This window comes from Streptococcus sanguinis SK1 = NCTC 7863 (genome assembly GCF_000194945.1).
Classification (GTDB): domain Bacteria; phylum Bacillota; class Bacilli; order Lactobacillales; family Streptococcaceae; genus Streptococcus; species Streptococcus sanguinis.
In genome coordinates, this window is record NZ_GL878508.1 from 18261 (window position 1) to 34324 (window position 16064).

13 protein-coding genes and 3 tRNA genes are annotated in these 16064 nt (G+C 36.7%); 12 read left to right on the plus strand and 4 right to left on the minus strand.

What is annotated here, in order from left to right:
- The first annotated feature begins 144 nt into the window (after nt 1-144).
- From rlmH to HMPREF9378_RS04405, 7 genes are all read left to right on the plus strand, one after another.
- Complete coding sequence (gene rlmH / locus HMPREF9378_RS04430; RefSeq protein WP_002899526.1) at nt 145-624, plus strand: 23S rRNA (pseudouridine(1915)-N(3))-methyltransferase RlmH; 480 nt, start codon at nt 145-147, stop codon at nt 622-624.
- 42 nt (nt 625-666) lie between these two features.
- A tRNA-Arg gene (locus HMPREF9378_RS04425) sits at nt 667-740 on the plus strand.
- A 180-nt stretch (nt 741-920) separates the two neighbouring features.
- Nucleotides 921-1028, plus strand: a complete 108-nt coding sequence (locus HMPREF9378_RS0110945) for a hypothetical protein (RefSeq protein WP_002894290.1) — start codon at nt 921-923, stop codon at nt 1026-1028.
- Between the two features lie 27 nt (nt 1029-1055).
- Complete coding sequence (gene comD / locus HMPREF9378_RS04420; RefSeq protein WP_002899527.1) at nt 1056-2390, plus strand: competence system sensor histidine kinase ComD; 1335 nt, start codon at nt 1056-1058, stop codon at nt 2388-2390.
- A 5-nt stretch (nt 2391-2395) separates the two neighbouring features.
- Nucleotides 2396-3160 (plus strand): competence system response regulator transcription factor ComE, encoded by a 765-nt coding sequence (comE, locus tag HMPREF9378_RS04415; protein WP_002899529.1) that lies wholly within the window; start codon nt 2396-2398, stop codon nt 3158-3160.
- A 45-nt stretch (nt 3161-3205) separates the two neighbouring features.
- Nucleotides 3206-3277 (plus strand) — tRNA-Glu (locus HMPREF9378_RS04410).
- Between the two features lie 5 nt (nt 3278-3282).
- Nucleotides 3283-3356, plus strand: a tRNA-Asn gene (locus HMPREF9378_RS04405).
- A gap of 112 nt (nt 3357-3468) precedes the next feature.
- Here HMPREF9378_RS04405 and HMPREF9378_RS04400 read toward each other — a convergent pair.
- Both HMPREF9378_RS04400 and HMPREF9378_RS04395 read right to left on the minus strand, forming a co-directional pair.
- Nucleotides 3469-6054, minus strand: coding sequence for a YfhO family protein (locus HMPREF9378_RS04400; RefSeq protein ID WP_002899530.1), 2586 nt, complete (start codon nt 6052-6054; stop codon nt 3469-3471).
- A 75-nt stretch (nt 6055-6129) separates the two neighbouring features.
- On the minus strand, nt 6130-7752 hold the full coding sequence (locus HMPREF9378_RS04395; RefSeq protein WP_002899531.1) for an ATP-binding cassette domain-containing protein: 1623 nt from the start codon (nt 7750-7752) through the stop codon (nt 6130-6132).
- Nucleotides 7753-8041: 289 nt separating this feature from the next.
- Here HMPREF9378_RS04395 and trpS point away from each other — a divergent pair, with 289 nt between their 5' ends.
- Both trpS and guaB read left to right on the plus strand, forming a co-directional pair.
- Nucleotides 8042-9067, plus strand: coding sequence for a tryptophan--tRNA ligase (gene trpS / locus HMPREF9378_RS04390; protein WP_002899532.1), 1026 nt, complete (start codon nt 8042-8044; stop codon nt 9065-9067).
- A gap of 205 nt (nt 9068-9272) precedes the next feature.
- On the plus strand, nt 9273-10754 hold the full coding sequence (gene guaB / locus HMPREF9378_RS04385; protein ID WP_002910933.1) for an IMP dehydrogenase: 1482 nt from the start codon (nt 9273-9275) through the stop codon (nt 10752-10754).
- A gap of 180 nt (nt 10755-10934) precedes the next feature.
- Here the strand turns inward: guaB and recF are convergent, their stop codons facing one another.
- Nucleotides 10935-12029: a DNA replication/repair protein RecF gene (gene recF, locus HMPREF9378_RS04380; protein ID WP_002899534.1), complete on the minus strand. Its 1095-nt coding sequence runs from the start codon at nt 12027-12029 to the stop codon at nt 10935-10937.
- 2 nt (nt 12030-12031) lie between these two features.
- Nucleotides 12032-12430, minus strand: a complete 399-nt coding sequence (gene yaaA / locus HMPREF9378_RS04375) for a S4 domain-containing protein YaaA (protein ID WP_002894275.1) — start codon at nt 12428-12430, stop codon at nt 12032-12034.
- Between the two features lie 187 nt (nt 12431-12617).
- On the opposite strand from yaaA, the gene yfmF reads away from it, so the two are divergent.
- Genes yfmF through rodZ form a run of 3 tightly spaced genes read left to right on the plus strand, consistent with a single transcriptional unit; the run spans nt 12618 to nt 16048 of the window.
- The gene (yfmF, locus tag HMPREF9378_RS04370) at nt 12618-13865 is read left to right on the plus strand and encodes an EF-P 5-aminopentanol modification-associated protein YfmF (protein ID WP_023917148.1); all 1248 of its coding nucleotides are present in this window, start codon (nt 12618-12620) and stop codon (nt 13863-13865) included.
- Nucleotides 13865-15160 (plus strand): EF-P 5-aminopentanol modification-associated protein YfmH, encoded by a 1296-nt coding sequence (yfmH, locus tag HMPREF9378_RS04365; RefSeq protein WP_002899536.1) that lies wholly within the window; start codon nt 13865-13867, stop codon nt 15158-15160. Before yfmF ends, yfmH begins: the two co-directional genes overlap by 1 nt.
- 33 nt (nt 15161-15193) lie before the next feature.
- The gene (rodZ, locus tag HMPREF9378_RS04360) at nt 15194-16048 is read left to right on the plus strand and encodes a cytoskeleton protein RodZ (RefSeq protein WP_002899537.1); all 855 of its coding nucleotides are present in this window, start codon (nt 15194-15196) and stop codon (nt 16046-16048) included.
- Nucleotides 16049-16064: the final 16 nt, after the last annotated feature.

Genomic DNA, 16064 nt, shown 5'->3' on the forward strand with positions numbered 1-16064 from the left:
AAATCTTCTAAGTTTTCCACACCTTGTGGAAAACTTAGAAAAACTGTTGATAGGCATTAGAAAATACACAGATTAGCCGATTCCCAGATAAATTTTACTTGTTAATAAAGTGTGAAGTATAGATGAATATGATAGAATAAACTTATGAAAATAAAACTTGTAACAGTTGGAAAACTGAAAGAAAAATATTTAAAGGATGGAATTGCTGAATACATGAAGCGTCTCAATCGATTCTGCAAGGTGGAAATGATTGAGCTAGCGGATGAAAAAACACCTGATAAAGCTAGTGATTTAGAAAATCAGCAGATTCTTAAAAAAGAAGGAAATAAAATTCTGGCTAAAATCAATGAGCGTGAATTTGTTATTGCTTTGGCAATTGAAGGAAAGCAATTTCCGTCAGAAAAGTTTAGTCAGATCATGATGGATACTACAGTGCGTGGCTTTTCTGATATCACTTTTGTTATCGGCGGAAGTTTAGGTTTATCTCCTGCAGTAAAAAAACGGGCAAATCTTCTAATGAGTTTTGGCAAATTAACGCTACCTCATCAACTGATGCGTCTTGTTTTAATAGAGCAAATCTATCGAGCTTTTATGATTCAGCAGGGGAGTCCTTATCATAAGTAATCTTGACGGCAATCCTATTTTCTGATAGAATGAGATAGTATTGGTCTCATAGCTCAGCTGGATAGAGCATTCGCCTTCTAAGCGAACGGTCGCAGGTTCGAATCCTGCTGAGATCAGAAATGTAAAAAATGCGAAATATTTTACAATATTTCGTGTTTTTTTCTTCTATTTTTTTGGTATAATGTCATTTTGGGGATAAAAAATGACATTTCAGGGAAAATTGTCACTAACTCTTTCTATTTTTCTATAATGATAAATGTAAGGTGACTTACAAGATAAAAAGATAGGAGATAGTTATGAAAATCTATTCTTTTCAAATTGCTGCAAATAGCAATTCACTTGTTCAAACCTTTTGGGATTTAAGAGGTGTTCCAAATCCATGGGGTTGGATTTTTGGAAGATAAGAATTTTAAAGTTTAGGGGAGAAATTTATGTCACTTGAAATAATTGGATTAATTATTCATCCTTTTATTAATGTAGCTGCATTTTTAGTGATTTTATCAAAAATCACTAAAATTAAGCATACTCGCTTTTTTGTAGCTGTTTGCTTTGGTCTTGAGATTATAGTTCCGTTTATAATTGCTTTTTTAGGACACATATTTTCATTTTCTAGCACAATTCCATCATATACACTGTCATTTTTTCTCCCTCTATTTTTAGTTTGGTATTTTTGTAGAGTTGAAAAAATTAAAAAATATCAATCTTTCTTACTTTCCTTCTTTTTATGTCTGTCAATTGATAGTTCTACTACTTTCTTTTCTGTTATTATTTCATCTGTTTTAGGAGATGATTTTGTAGCTCAGTACATGGGCTTGTTTCTGACATGTATCAACTTAATATCCTTGTTCTTTATGGTAAAGGTTATTGATATTTTTGATTTCAGAATAGATTATCTTAAAAGAAGTTTCTTTAAATCTCAGATTCTGATGATTAGTAGTTTATATGCAATGAATTGGCTGATTTTAAATCTCTCTCACTGGATTAGTAATATAAAGCATTTCAACAGTTTTAGCAGTATGATTGCTACTATTTGTTTCTTGGCCTTTCTTTCTACCTTGGTGACATTCAAGGACAGCCGTGAGAAATACGAGAAAGAAGAGCGTTTGCGTCAAAAAGAATCTGAACAGCTTCGACTTCAGGAATATACTGATGAAATTGTGAGATTGTACTATGAAATCAAAGGATTTCGTCATGATTATGCTAGCATGTTGACGAGTATGCAAGTGGCTATTCAAACTGGAGATATCAAGGAAATTGAGCACATTTATCAAGAGGTCTTGGCTGATGCAAATTTGAACCTGCGTTCAGATAAATATACAGTTTTTGATTTGAATAATGTAGGAGATTCAGCTTTAAGGAGTGTCATGACTGAGACAATCTTTCAAGCGCGTGAACATCAGATTCAGCTGACTTTTGAAGTTAAGGATAAAGTGGAACGCCTTCCAATCAAGTTGTTAGATCTGGTCAGAATTGCTAGTATTTTATTAAATAATGCTATTGAGAGTGCCATTGACAGCCTGGAAAAAATTGTCCATGTTTCTCTGGTTCAACTGGATGATAGAACCATTTTTGTTGTTCAAAATTCTCGTAAAGAAGGAAAATTGGATTTGGAAGAACTATATCAGCCAGAGTTTTCAACTAAAGGAGAAAATAGAGGCTACGGATTGAATAACATCAAGGAAATTTTAGATAGATATGAATTTATCACTCTTGATACACAAATTGAGCCAAGCAATTTTACACAGATTTTAACAATTAGGAGATAGAATTTATGAAAGTGTTAGTTTTAGAGGATACCGTATCTCATCAAGTCAGGATGGAAACGACATTAGCAGAAATTGCTGAGGAACTTGGAATTGACATCCAGGTTCAGGTTACAGGAAAAATCAAAGAATTCAAAAAATATATTGAAAATGGAGACGTTAACCAGCTTTATTTTTTGGATATTGACATTAAGGGGGAGGAAACAAAAGGGCTGGAAGTAGCTCAATTTATCCGTCATCATAATCCTTATGCCATTATAGTTTTTGTAACCTCAAAATCTGAATTTGCTACTATGACTTTTAAATATAAAGTATCAGCACTTGATTTTATCGATAAAGATATCAACAATGATGCTTTTAAAAATAGAATCAAAGACAGTATTCTTTACACTAAGAGTACACTAATTGAAAATACCAATATGGTAGATTATTTTGAATATAGTTATCGTGGCAATGATGTTCGAATGCCTTATAACGATATTTTGTATATCGAAACGACAGGGAGCTCTCATAAACTTCGGATTGTCGGTAAAAATTTTCTCAAGGAGTTTTATGGAACGATAACAGATATTCAAGAAAAAGATCAGCAATCTAAACGATTTTTTTCACCCCATAAATCTTATTTGGTTAATATTGGCAACATTGTTGATTATGACAAGAAAAATCGAGAAATTATTTTTTACGAAAATCATCGCTGTCCGGTCACTCGTTTAAGAGTGAAATATCTGAAAGATATTTTCGAAAATAGAGGGAAAAGAGTTGACAAAGCTTAAAAACCTGATATAATGGAATATGTTCTGAAAGAGAGCATACCATATGGTCCGTTGGTCAAGGGGTTAAGACACCGCCTTTTCACGGCGGTAACACGGGTTCGAATCCCGTACGGACTATATTATCCGGCATAGCTCAGTTGGTAGTAGCGCATGACTGTTAATCATGATGTCGTAGGTTCGAGTCCTACTGCCGGAGCTAGAGACACTCCTAGTGGGTGTTTTTTTATTGTTCAAGAAAAGGCCTTCACTAGCATTTTAATGAAGAGCCTTATTTTTTTATATTGGTAAGGATCTGTTTTTTGATATATTTATATTCTCTGTCGTTTCCTACGTAGAAAATTATAGCAAACAAATAAGATTATGCCAGATATGAAGGCAATGCCACCTTCTTTCAGTCCATTAGGAATGAAAGTGAGGACAACATTTCCTTCTCCTTTTTTCACATCTAATTTCATAAAGCCATTTTGAGCTCGTTTTAGCGTGACAGGCTTCCCGTTCAGAGTGGCTGACCATCCCTTATCATAAGGAATGGTAAAGAATAATGAAGTATCCTTTTCCGCTCTATAGTTTGTTTTTACTGTGTTTAAATCAGTAATTGTGGAAACGGGCTGCTCTTTTAATTTTTGAATGACATTTTGATATTGCTCAGTATTAACGGCAAAAAATTCTGGCGTATCAAAAGAAACTGTCGAATTGTCTGGGAATGTAAAGCGAATAGATACTGTTTGACTTTGACTGAAATAGCCAGCATTAAAGAAAGGAAAAACATTATTAGTTGTATAACGTTCTGTAAAGTTGTTGACAGTAATGTCAATATCTGTCTGTTCATCATTACTAAAATCAATCCCAGCAACATTAACATATAGTTGACTGTTAGCAGGTACATTGACAGTATAGATTACACTAGCAAAGCTTGTATTGTTTTCTCTGTCAACATCCACAGTCACTCTGTTACCAATTTGCTTGACATTTTCATTAGTAGTTATAGCATCTACTTTATCATAATATTTAAAATCAAAGCCAGTTAATTGATTCAAAAATTCTGTTTGATTATCTAGGGTCAAATTTGTAAACTTGACATCCTGATAAACATCATTGGTCAGAAAAGCTAAACCAAGTGCAGCATCATTTTGGTAGAGAGACATTTCTTTTTCAGTTTTCTCAGGAAGAAAACCAAATTTTTGAGGATCTGTTTCAGATAGATTGTAGCGAACACCAAAAATACTGTCCATTAAAATACTGTTGTTTTGATAACGGAGATTCAGATTTGTTCCTGCTGATTTAAAACCAAGTTTATCTAAAGTAGAACTTGCCTGAGTATTTCGAACAGATGAGAATTGGGAAATTCCATTGTAGTTGAATTTCATACTGTCATTTCCCGTTTGTGGATTCAATCTTTCAGTTCTAAAAAAGTCAATATTTTCCTTTTTGGAATAATTGACAAGCTTGTCAATCTCGTCAAGGTGACTGGCATATGAAGAACGAGTGGCAAATACCCATTCTTTAGCAATTCCTCCAACTTGATAATAGGAATTAAGCGACAATTCAAAAGTAACAAAGAAAAGCAAGACAGGGAGAATGATTTTTGTTTGAATCGAAGATTTTGCTAAGACAAAGCTAATCAAGAGATAAGCCAGCAGAAATTCTAATGTTAGAATATAATTCTCAGGACCCAAAAAGTCATACTGTTTTCTCTGAATAAACGTCATAATGAATCCGAGGCTGAGCAAAGTGAAACTAATGGCAACATTCATTACTTTCACATCTTTCCAACGATTTAAAGTTTCAGCAGCCATATAGATAACTACCAGAGAAAATAACCAAGAATAACGGTGAAGAAACATGTTCGGAGCATGCATTCCCTGCCAAAGTAAGTCTAAATATTGAAGATAAAAACTAGCTATGAAAACTGCAATGAGTAAAAAGTAGAAAAGTTTCACGTGAAACTTAACAGATTTTAAGGTGAAAAATAAGATAGCCAGAATCAATGGGAAGGTGCCGACATAAATCATAGGGATAGAACCATACTTGGTTGTATCAAAACTGCCAATAAAATTTTTAGCAAACACATCTAAGAACCAACTTTTTTCTGTCAGCAAAGAAGAAACTTTTGTCAAGGTTTCACCATGAGTACTTATGTCTAGGTAAGTTGGCAGAATCATGATTAGGCTAGTCAGACCTGCTAAAGCAGATACGATTGTAAAGTCAAGTAAACTTTTAATTCTATTTTTGAAATCCCAAGATAATTGAAGAAGGTACCAAAAGACCAAAAAGATTGCCATCATATATCCAAAATAATAATTTTGGATGAAGAGAATTGACAGTGTTGTAAAGTATAGTACGCTTCCTTTTCCAGTTATCAACCTATGTAAACCTAGAATAATTAAAGGTGCAAGGATAAATACATCCAGCCAGGTTTTAATTTCCAATTGACTGACTGAAAAACTCATTAAAGAAAATGAGGTCGAAAGAGTGATGATGAGTAAAGCTGGAATCTTTTTAAATATTCCTTTGACACTGATAAAGGCAGAGAGTCCAATTAATCCAAACTTGATTAAGGTAAATAGATAGACGGCATCTGGCATTGATTTCAAATCAAAGAAATAAACCAAGGGAGATAAGAAGCTACCTAAATAATAACTGGATAAAGCATAGAAATTCTGCCCAAGTCCACTGGAGAAAGTATAGAAAATACTATCTGTGCCATGAAGGATATTTCTTAGGTTGGTGTCAAAAATGACATACTGATGAAAACCATCACCAAGCAAGGGAGACGTTTCGCTATTCCAGTAAATTCCGTACATCAAGTAGACAAAGAACATGATGAAAAATGGAAGAAAGAAGGCACAAAAATAAGGCCAATTTTTTTTAAAATATTCTTTAATGTGATTCATATTTCTTATATAGAAAGAGGCAGAAACGTTGTTTCATGCCTCTGTAAAGCTTTGTAAATATAAATTGACAAGGAATTAATCTTTCCAAAGTTCCTTGACTTTTGCCTGAACTTCCTGATTTTCCAAGAATTCATCATAGGTTTCGTCAATGCGGTCAATCACACCATTTTTAGACAGGACAATGATATGGTTGGCTAAGGTTTGAATAAATTCATGGTCGTGACTGGCAAAAATAATGGATCCTTTGAAGTTTTTTAAGCCATCATTTAAGCTGGAGATTGATTCCAAATCTAAGTGATTGGTTGGATCGTCCAAGACTAAAACGTTGGATTTAAGCAACATCAACTTAGATAGCATAACCCGAACTTTTTCTCCTCCTGACAAGACATTGACAGACTTGTTAACCTCATCTCCAGAGAAAAGCATGCGTCCAAGGAAACCTCGAAGGAAGGTGTTGTCATCCTCTTCTTTGCTAGCAAATTGACGCAGCCAGTCAAGGATTGATTCACCACTAGCGAAGTCCCGAGAATTATCTTTTGGCAGGTAAGATTGACTGGTTGTGACACCCCACTTGACAGTTCCTTCATACTCAATATCACCCATCAAAGCACGAATCAAAGCTGTTGTTTGGATATCGTTTTGGCCAATCAAAGCTGTTTTATCGCCAGGACGTAAAATGAAGTTGATATTATCAAGAATAGTTTCTCCATCTATCTTGACAGAAAGGTTTTCCACCGTCAAGAGATCATTACCTATCTCACGTTCTGCTTTGAAGCTAATAAATGGGTATTTACGGCTAGATGGAACAATTTCTTCTAACTCAATCTTGTCAAGCATCTTTTTACGGGAAGTTGCTTGTTTTGATTTTGAAGCATTGGCAGAAAAGCGAGCAACAAACTCTTGAAGTTGCTTGATTTTTTCTTCTGCTTTGGCATTTCGGTCAGCTAGAAGCTTAGCCGCTAGTTCACTTGATTCTTTCCAGAAATCATAGTTTCCGACATAGAGCTTGATTTTTCCAAAGTCAAGGTCGGCCATATGAGTACAGACTTTATTCAAAAAGTGACGGTCGTGAGATACAACAATAACTGTATTGTCAAAATCGATAAGAAAGTCTTCCAACCAAGTAATAGACTGGATATCCAAACCGTTAGTTGGCTCGTCCAGAAGTAAGACATCAGGTTTACCAAAAAGGGCTTTAGCTAAGAGTACTTTAACCTTGTCTCCGTTAGAGAGCTCGCTCATATTTTGGTAGTGAAGATCTTCAGGGATATTGAGATTTTGCAATAATTGTGAGGCTTCACTTTCAGCTTCCCAGCCACCTAGTTCAGCAAACTCTCCCTCAAGTTCAGCCGCACGTACACCATCTTCATCAGAAAAATCAGGCTTCATATAAATAGCATCTTTTTCTTTCATGATGTTGTAGAGATGTTCATTTCCCATAATTACGACATCAATAGCCCGTTCTTCTTCATAGTCAAAGTGGTTCTGGCGAAGGACTGAAAGACGTTCATTTGGTCCTAGAGAAATGTGGCCTGTTGTTGGCTCGATATCGCCAGCTAAAATTTTTAAAAAGGTTGATTTTCCAGCACCGTTAGCTCCAATCAATCCATAAGTATTTCCTTCTGTAAATTTGATGTTGACTTCATCAAACAATTTTCGGTCACTGAAACGCAGTGATACGTCTGATACTGTAAGCAATGTCTTTCTCCTATATATATAATCTTCTTCATTTTACTAGAAAACAGAACTTTTTTCAAATAATTCTGAGATAAAAACTAAAAACCTGAGCAAAAAGAAAAAAGAGAATAGAATGAACTAAGATTTTTAGGTTTTACAGCCAGAATAGTTTGTCAATTAAGTTTACAAATATTGTAAAGGGATGTCAATTAAGCTATAAAAACTGGAATTTTCGCTTTTTTCTAGAAACTTCTTTCTCATTTTCATTGAAAATGATATAATGAACTCATTATAAATTGAGGAGTAATAAATGACTAAACCAATTATTTTAACAGGAGATCGTCCGACAGGAAAATTGCATATTGGTCATTATGTAGGAAGTTTACGGAACCGCGTGCTTTTGCAGGATCAGGGTAAATATGAGATGTTCGTATTTTTGGCTGATCAGCAAGCTTTGACAGATCATGCAAAGGATCCTCAGAAAATTGTTGAGTCTATTGGTAATGTAGCTTTAGATTATCTAGCAGCTGGATTGGATCCTAAAAAAGTAACTATTTTTATTCAAAGTCAGATTCCTGAGTTGGCAGAGTTGTCAATGTATTATATGAATTTGGTGTCATTGGCTCGTCTTGAACGCAATCCTACTGTCAAGACAGAAATTGCGCAAAAAGGATTTGGGGAAAGTTTACCGACTGGATTTTTAGTTTATCCAATTTCTCAAGCAGCGGATATTACTGCTTTTAAAGCTAATTTTGTACCAGTAGGACATGATCAAAAGCCTATGATTGAGCAGACTCGGGAGATTGTTCGATCCTTTAACAATGCTTATCAGACAGATGTTTTGGTAGAACCGGAAGGGATTTATCCTGAAAATGAAGCAGCTGGACGTTTGCCTGGTTTGGATGGCAATGCTAAGATGTCTAAGTCTCTCAATAACGGTATTTATCTGGCAGATGATATGGATATTCTGCAAAAGAAAGTTATGAGCATGTATACAGATCCTAATCATATCAGAGTGGAAGATCCTGGAAAAGTTGAGGGAAATATGGTCTTTCACTATCTGGATGTTTTTGGCCGCCCAGAAGATGCTGCTGATATTGCTGCAATGAAAGAGCATTATCAAAGAGGTGGTCTGGGAGATGTCAAAACCAAACGCTATCTGTTAGAAATTTTAGAGCGAGAGTTAGGTCCGATTCGTGAGCGTCGTGTGGAGTTTGCTAAAGATATGGGACAGGTCTATCAGATGCTGCAAGAAGGATGTGATAAGGCTCGTCAAACTGCCTCTCAGACTCTTTCAGAAGTGAAGTCTGCGATGGGGATTAATTACTTTAAATAACGAACATTATTGATTATAAATTACAAAAACTATCGTTTTTAGTTTTAAAAATGATGGTTTTTATTTTTTGTATAATAATGATTGACAATTTCCTATAGAATGGTATGATATTAACAACAAAAAAACCAGCTCTTATTCAAAGAAAACTGAACTTCAATTTTCTTTGGGTATTAGTTCAAATAAGAAGGAAAAGAGGAAACTGTGGATGTCTAACTGGGACACTAAATTTTTGAAAAAAGGTTTTACCTTTGATGATGTGCTTCTGATTCCAGCTGAAAGCCATGTACTTCCCAATGATGCTGATTTGAGTACCAAGCTTGCTGAGAATTTGACCTTGAATATCCCAATCATTACTGCCGCTATGGACACTGTTACAGAGAGTCAGATGGCTATCGCTATTGCCCGTGCCGGCGGTCTTGGAGTTATCCACAAAAATATGTCTATTGAGCAACAGGCTGATGAAGTTCGAAAGGTTAAACGTTCTGAGAATGGCGTTATTATTGATCCTTTTTTCCTAACGCCAGAGCATACGATTGCTGAAGCAGATGAGTTGATGGGACGTTACCGTATCAGTGGTGTTCCTGTTGTAGAAACTCTTGAAAATCGTAAGTTAGTAGGGATTCTAACTAATCGTGATTTGCGTTTTATTTCTGACTATGATCAACCTATTTCTCGTCATATGACCAGTGAGAATCTTGTAACGGCGCCTGTTGGAACAGATTTGGGAACTGCAGAGCGTATTTTGCAAGAACACCGGATCGAAAAGTTGCCTTTGGTTGATGATAAGGGCTGTCTTTCGGGTTTGATTACCATTAAAGATATTGAAAAGGTTATTGAGTTTCCAAATGCTGCTAAAGATGAGTTTGGTCGTCTTTTGGTAGCTGGTGCTGTTGGTGTTACTTCAGATACTTTCGAACGTGCGGAAGCTCTCTTTGAAGCGGGTGCAGATGCGATTGTTATTGATACTGCTCATGGCCACTCAGCTGGAGTTTTGCGTAAGATTGCAGAGATTCGTGCTCATTTCCCTGATCGCACCTTGATTGCTGGAAATATTGCAACTGCTGAAGGTGCACGCGCTCTTTATGAAGCAGGCGTGGATGTTGTTAAGGTCGGAATTGGTCCTGGTTCTATCTGTACAACCCGTGTCATTGCTGGTGTTGGCGTTCCTCAAGTAACTGCTATTTATGATGCAGCAGCTGTGGCGCGTGAATACGGAAAAACCATCATTGCTGATGGTGGAATTAAGTATTCTGGAGATATTGTTAAGGCCTTGGCTGCAGGTGGAAATGCTGTTATGCTGGGTTCAATGTTTGCTGGTACAGACGAAGCGCCAGGCGAGACGGAAATCTTCCAAGGTCGGAAATTTAAGACTTACCGTGGTATGGGATCTATCGCAGCTATGAAGAAGGGCTCTAGTGACCGTTACTTCCAAGGTTCTGTCAATGAAGCGAATAAGCTAGTTCCAGAAGGAATTGAAGGCCGTGTGGCATACAAGGGAGCAGCTGCAGACATTGTTTTCCAGATGCTGGGTGGTATCCGCTCTGGAATGGGCTATGTTGGTGCTGCAAATCTGCAAGAACTTCACGATAATGCTCAGTTTATTGAGATGAGTGGCGCTGGATTAAAGGAAAGCCACCCTCATGATGTACAAATCACAAATGAAGCCCCTAACTATTCAGTTCAATAAAAAATAAAACGAGGTCGGGAATTTTTCCTAACCTCGTTTTAAATTTACGATTTAAATTGACATATGTTTACAATTTAAAAGACTATAAAAGCTGTTCTAATAACAATTCGATATAATTCGTTTACACTATAAGCAATATTTTGTAAATGAAATTTACAAAAACGTAAATCTCATGTAATGCTAGGATTGAGACATAATTTGTCCTTGCTGGATAGTGAAAATTTTAATATCTTGTGGAAGATTTTTTAAATGTTCTAAAGTTGTTGTAGTAATGAAAGTTTGAATATCCTGAGAGATAGTTTCTAATAATTTTAGTTGACGGTTATTGTCAAGTTCGCTCATTACATCGTCAAGCAACAAAATAGGTGTTTCCTTTGTAATGCTTTCTATTAACTTGATTTCGGCTAGTTTCAGTGATAAAACAAGACTGCGATGCTGACCTTGGCTACCAAAGTTGGCATCCATCTGGTTGATAAAAAAAGCAATATCGTCACGATGAGGACCAACACCTGTATTTTTTTTGAATAGATCACGTTTACGGCTGCTTATTAAGGAAGAGCGGTAAGTTTCTTCTAAATTGTCAATTTTTTGTAAAGGAATAGATGACAGATACTTGATAGTCAACTTTTCCAGATTCTGAGAAATGTCCCAGTGCTTGTCCTGAGCAAAGCTTTCTAATTTTTGCAAAAAATCTAACCGATGCCTGATTACACGACAGCCGTAGTCAACCAGTTGCTCATCAAGGACAGTCAAGAAGGTTTCATCAACTTTATCATTAGCTTTCAGATAGGCATTGCGTTGTTTGAGGACATGGTTGTAATTGGATAAATCTGATAGATAGACTGGCTTGATTTGTCCGAGTTCAATGTCTATAAATTTACGGCGTAGACTGGGAGAACCTTTAATCAGCTGTAAATCTTCAGGAGCAAACAGGACAACATTCATAGTTCCAATGTAGTCTGATAATTTACTTTGTTTCAAGTGGTTGACTTTTGTGATGCGACCTTTTGGTGTCAAGTTAATGTCAAGGGGAACTTTACCAGTCTTTTTTTCTAAGATACCAGAAACAAGGAGGTCATTTTCTGTAAAATGAATCAGATCCTTATCTGAGCGTGTACGGTGGCTTCTTGTCAAGGCTAGGAAATAAATAGCTTCTAAAATATTGGTTTTACCTTGTGCGTTCTGGCCTAGAAAGACATTTAAGCCAGGATGGAAGTCAATATCAGCTTCCTGATAATTTCGGAAATGCTTGATTTTTAATGATTGCAGCCACATGATTAGATACCAGGGAAGCGAACAGGGCTTTTAGTAGTTTTCTGCTTTTTAGGTATCCCTGTATTCTTACGCTTTTCTTTTTTAGAAGTCTGAGATTTTTTTAAATCCTTATTCATGGCTTTGACAAGTTCAGCAACTCGTTTTTTTTCTGCGATTTCTTTCTGGTGTTGCAGAATTTCTTCTTGACTAGGAGCTGTCAGATTAATTTCAATTCCTTGCTCAGGAAGGGAAATCCTATCATTGACACGGAGTTTTTTCCCCCGGCGGTTTTCTGGCTCACCGTTAAAAAGGACTGGATACTCACTTAGAAATGTTTTAATTGCTCCGCCGCTTTGGATAATTCCTGTTTCTTTTAAAAGGGCTTGTAGCGTGATGTAGTCATCAAATAATTTATATTCCATATTTCACCTCAACCCTGTCATTATACCATATTTGTTAGTAAAAAGTGCTGAGGTGCTTTGGATAAAAGTGGAAATTTTCTCCTGTTATCAGAAAACGTTTTAATCAGCAAAAAGCTTGGTAGAACAAACAAATCAGAGGCATTTCATGATATAATAGTAGTCTATATTATTCAGTATGAGGGGCGTCATGGAAATCACTAAAGGAGTTCGTCTCCATTTTATTCAATCAGAAAAATTTAAAACAAACAAAATTAAGGTTCGTTTTTCAGCGCCTATGTCCAAAGAAACAGTAGCTGGTCGGGTTTTAACAGCCAGTATGCTGGAGACTGTCAATGCTGTTTATCCTACTTCGCAGGCCTTCAGAGAACGTTTGGCCAATTTGTATGGTGCTGATTATTCAACGAGTCTTTCAAGGAGAGGATTGGTCCATTATTTAGATATCAATCTTTCTTTTGTGCGGGATAAATTTTTGAGTCGCAAGAATGTCCTGACAGATGCCATGCTTGATTTTTTGAAAGCCAGCTTGTTTTCTCCATTGGTAAGTCAGGACGCTTTTGATGAATCTGCTTTTGAAATTGAGAAGAAAAATATCTTGAATGATTTGGAAGCAGAAATTGAGAATCATTTTTATCATGTTCATCGAGAATTAGACAAACTCTTTTATGAAGAAGAGGAAATGCAGATGCCTCGTGTTGGGACGATTGAATTAATCCAGAAAGAGACCGCTGTAAGCAGTTTTGCTGCTTTTCAGCAGATGCTTCAGGAAAATCAGATTGACTTTTTCTTTATTGGGGACTTTAATGAAGTGGCTGTTCGGGAGAAAATTCAATCTTTCAATTTTGCACCTCGTCAGCAAGAACTTCAGTTAGTTTATCAGCAAGAATATTCCAATGTTTTGCGAGAAGGATTGGAGCAGAAGGATGTGCATCAGTCAATTATTGAGTTGGCTTATCACTTCCCTATTCAGTACGGAGAGGGTGAGCACCTGCCTTTGGTCGTTTTAAATGCTTTGCTAGGTGGTTTTGCCCATTCGAAATTATTTGTCAATCTTCGTGAAAGGGAAGGGCTGGCTTATACAATTTCTAGCAATTTTGATATTTTTTCAGGAATGATGCGGATTTACGCTGGTATTGACCGCAGCAATCGGACCAGAACAGTTGCTTTAATCAACCGACAGATTCTTGATTTGAAGCGTGGGAATTTTAGTCAGGAAGAACTGAATCAAACCAAGAAAATGCTGAGAAATTCGGTATTGTTAGCTCAGGATCGACAGAATACAATCTTAGAGAGAGCTTATATGGCTTCTGTTTTAGGGAACAAATTCTTATCTCTTGAAGCTTGGCTGAAAGCTTTGGAACAGGTTCGTAAGGATGATATTATCAAGGCAGCTGGTCTCTTAAAATTACAAGCTATTTACTTTATGGAAGGAAAATAATGCAGGGAGAAGTGCTAGAAAAAATCAATTATTCAGCAGTAGGAGAAACTGTCTATCAGACAGTATTAGCAAACGGTTTGCGTGTTTTTCTTCTGCCTAAAAATGATTTTAATGAAACTTATGGGATTATCTCAACTAATTTTGGTTCAGTGGATACAGGGATTGTTTCACGTGAAACCAAGCAGGTCACTCAATATCCGGCTGGAATAGCTCATTTTTTGGAACATAAGCTTTTTGAAGGCCCGCAGGGAAAGGATCTGCTGCTGGAATTTACTAAGTTAGGGGCTGAGAGCAATGCCTTTACAAGCTTTACTCGGACCAGCTATCTGTTTTCTGCAACAGATAACATTTCAGAAAATCTACAGCTTTTGCAAGAACTGGTGCATCGGGCTGATTTCACAAAAGAATCCATTTTGCGGGAACAGGATATTATCGGCCAAGAAATCGAAATGTACCAAGATAATCCAGATTATCGTCTCTTTTTTGGAGCCTTGGCTAATCTCTATCCTCAAACATCTCTGGCAGAAGACATTGCAGGAACGAAAGAGTCCATCTCTGAGATTACCGTCGAAAATTTGAAGGAAAATTTCAAGAACTTTTATCATCCTTCTAATATGACTTTGTTTGTGATTGGTAATTTCGATTTGGAACAGATGGCTGCAGAGATTGCTGAACAGCAGGAAAAACTAGTTTTTGCTGGGAGTTTGGAACCTATTGAAAAAATTCCTGTTAGCCTTCACCCAGTGGTATCAACGGATACCTACCGAATGGAGGTGGCTAGTCCAAAACTGGCAGTTGGGATTCGAGGTACAGACTTTGTTGATGAATCGGAGTTGTATCGCTATAAAATCACTTTGAAACTCTTATTTGCCATGATGTTTGGCTGGACTTCCAAGCGTTTCCAGTCCCTCTATGAAAGTGGGAAAATGGATAATTCTTTAACGCTGGAAGTGGAAGTAGAAAAAGATTTTCACTTTGTCATGTTGACGATGGACACTCAGGAACCGGTGGGACTTTCTCATCAGTTTCGCTCAGCCATCAAGAATTTTGACAAGGATCCGGATGTGACAGAAGAGCACTTGGATACGATTAAAAGTGAGATGTTTGGTGATTTTCTGCACGGTTTAAACTCGCTTGAGTATATTGCAACCCAATATGAACCGCATTTGACGGGTGAGAATCTGTTTGATTTGCCAAAAATTTTACAGGACATCAGCCTGAATGATGTGATAAAACTAGGTCATCGTTTTATCGGTCAGTGTGATATGACAGATTTTACTATTTTTCCAAAATAATTCCAGAATCGTTTTTAAAATTTTGTTAAAATAGTGAAGAATAGAAAAAAGGGAAAAGTAAGTATGAGAAAAAAAACGATAGGAGAAGTGTTGAAGCTTGCCCGGACCAATCAAGGGCTGAGCTTAGAGGAATTGTCAAAAAAGACAGATATCCAGCAGGATTTGCTGGAAGCGCTGGAACGAAATGACTATGATTTGCTTCCTAGTCCTTTCTATGCCCGTAGCTTCTTGCGGAAATATGCTTGGGCTGTAGATTTGGATGAATCTATTATTCTGGAGGCTTACGAAGCTGGTGAGATGATAGTCTTTGATGAAGTGGCACTGGCAGCAGATGAGGAATTCAGGAGCAGAAAAAATAAAAATAAAAGCTCTTTTCTGCCCTTGTTCTATTTTCTCTTATTGGCTTTAGCTATTGCAGCTTTCGTGGCATACTATATCTGGAGCTATGCTCATACTAATTCGGTAAGTTTCAAAGCATCTGACAACAACTATAGCCTGGTTTCCTCTACAAGCACTAACAGTCAAAAGAGTTCCTTTTCTTCGGCTGAATCTAAGTCAGTTTCTTCCTCAGCTGGTAAATTGACAGTTAGTGGAAGCGGAGATAATTTGACTGCTGAGTACAGCGGAGCAAGTCAGCCTGTCAAAGTGACCGTTTCTGTGGAGCAAACAACCAATTTGGTAAGCATAAGCGATTCAGAACTAGCCGAAGGTATCACCTTATCTCCTGAAAAATCAAGCCAGACGGTTGCTCTTGAGCCAGGCAATAAGTATCTTATTACGTTAGCACCTGTTAAAGGAGCAACTGTGACGATAGAGGGACAAAAACTAGATACTTCGGCTTTGACTAGCGATAGTGGAACCATTAGTTTGAACATTACGAAAGGATAAAAACGAAGGGAATCCC

Excerpts from the sequence above, each read along its gene's own strand:
- HMPREF9378_RS04400 (WP_002899530.1), bottom strand. The coding sequence starts at position 6,054 with ATGAATCACATTAAAGAATATTTTAAAAAAAATTGGCCTTATTTTTGT.
- comE (WP_002899529.1), top strand. The coding sequence starts at position 2,396 with ATGAAAGTGTTAGTTTTAGAGGATACCGTATCTCATCAAGTCAGGATG.
- recF (WP_002899534.1), bottom strand. The coding sequence starts at position 12,029 with ATGTGGCTGCAATCATTAAAAATCAAGCATTTCCGAAATTATCAGGAA.
- HMPREF9378_RS0110945 (WP_002894290.1), top strand. The coding sequence starts at position 921 with ATGAAAATCTATTCTTTTCAAATTGCTGCAAATAGCAATTCACTTGTT.
- yfmF (WP_023917148.1), top strand. The coding sequence starts at position 12,618 with ATGGAAATCACTAAAGGAGTTCGTCTCCATTTTATTCAATCAGAAAAA.
- trpS (WP_002899532.1), top strand. The coding sequence starts at position 8,042 with ATGACTAAACCAATTATTTTAACAGGAGATCGTCCGACAGGAAAATTG.
- guaB (WP_002910933.1), top strand. The coding sequence starts at position 9,273 with ATGTCTAACTGGGACACTAAATTTTTGAAAAAAGGTTTTACCTTTGAT.
- rlmH (WP_002899526.1), top strand. The coding sequence starts at position 145 with ATGAAAATAAAACTTGTAACAGTTGGAAAACTGAAAGAAAAATATTTA.
- yaaA (WP_002894275.1), bottom strand. The coding sequence starts at position 12,430 with ATGGAATATAAATTATTTGATGACTACATCACGCTACAAGCCCTTTTA.
- yfmH (WP_002899536.1), top strand. The coding sequence starts at position 13,865 with ATGCAGGGAGAAGTGCTAGAAAAAATCAATTATTCAGCAGTAGGAGAA.
- comD (WP_002899527.1), top strand. The coding sequence starts at position 1,056 with ATGTCACTTGAAATAATTGGATTAATTATTCATCCTTTTATTAATGTA.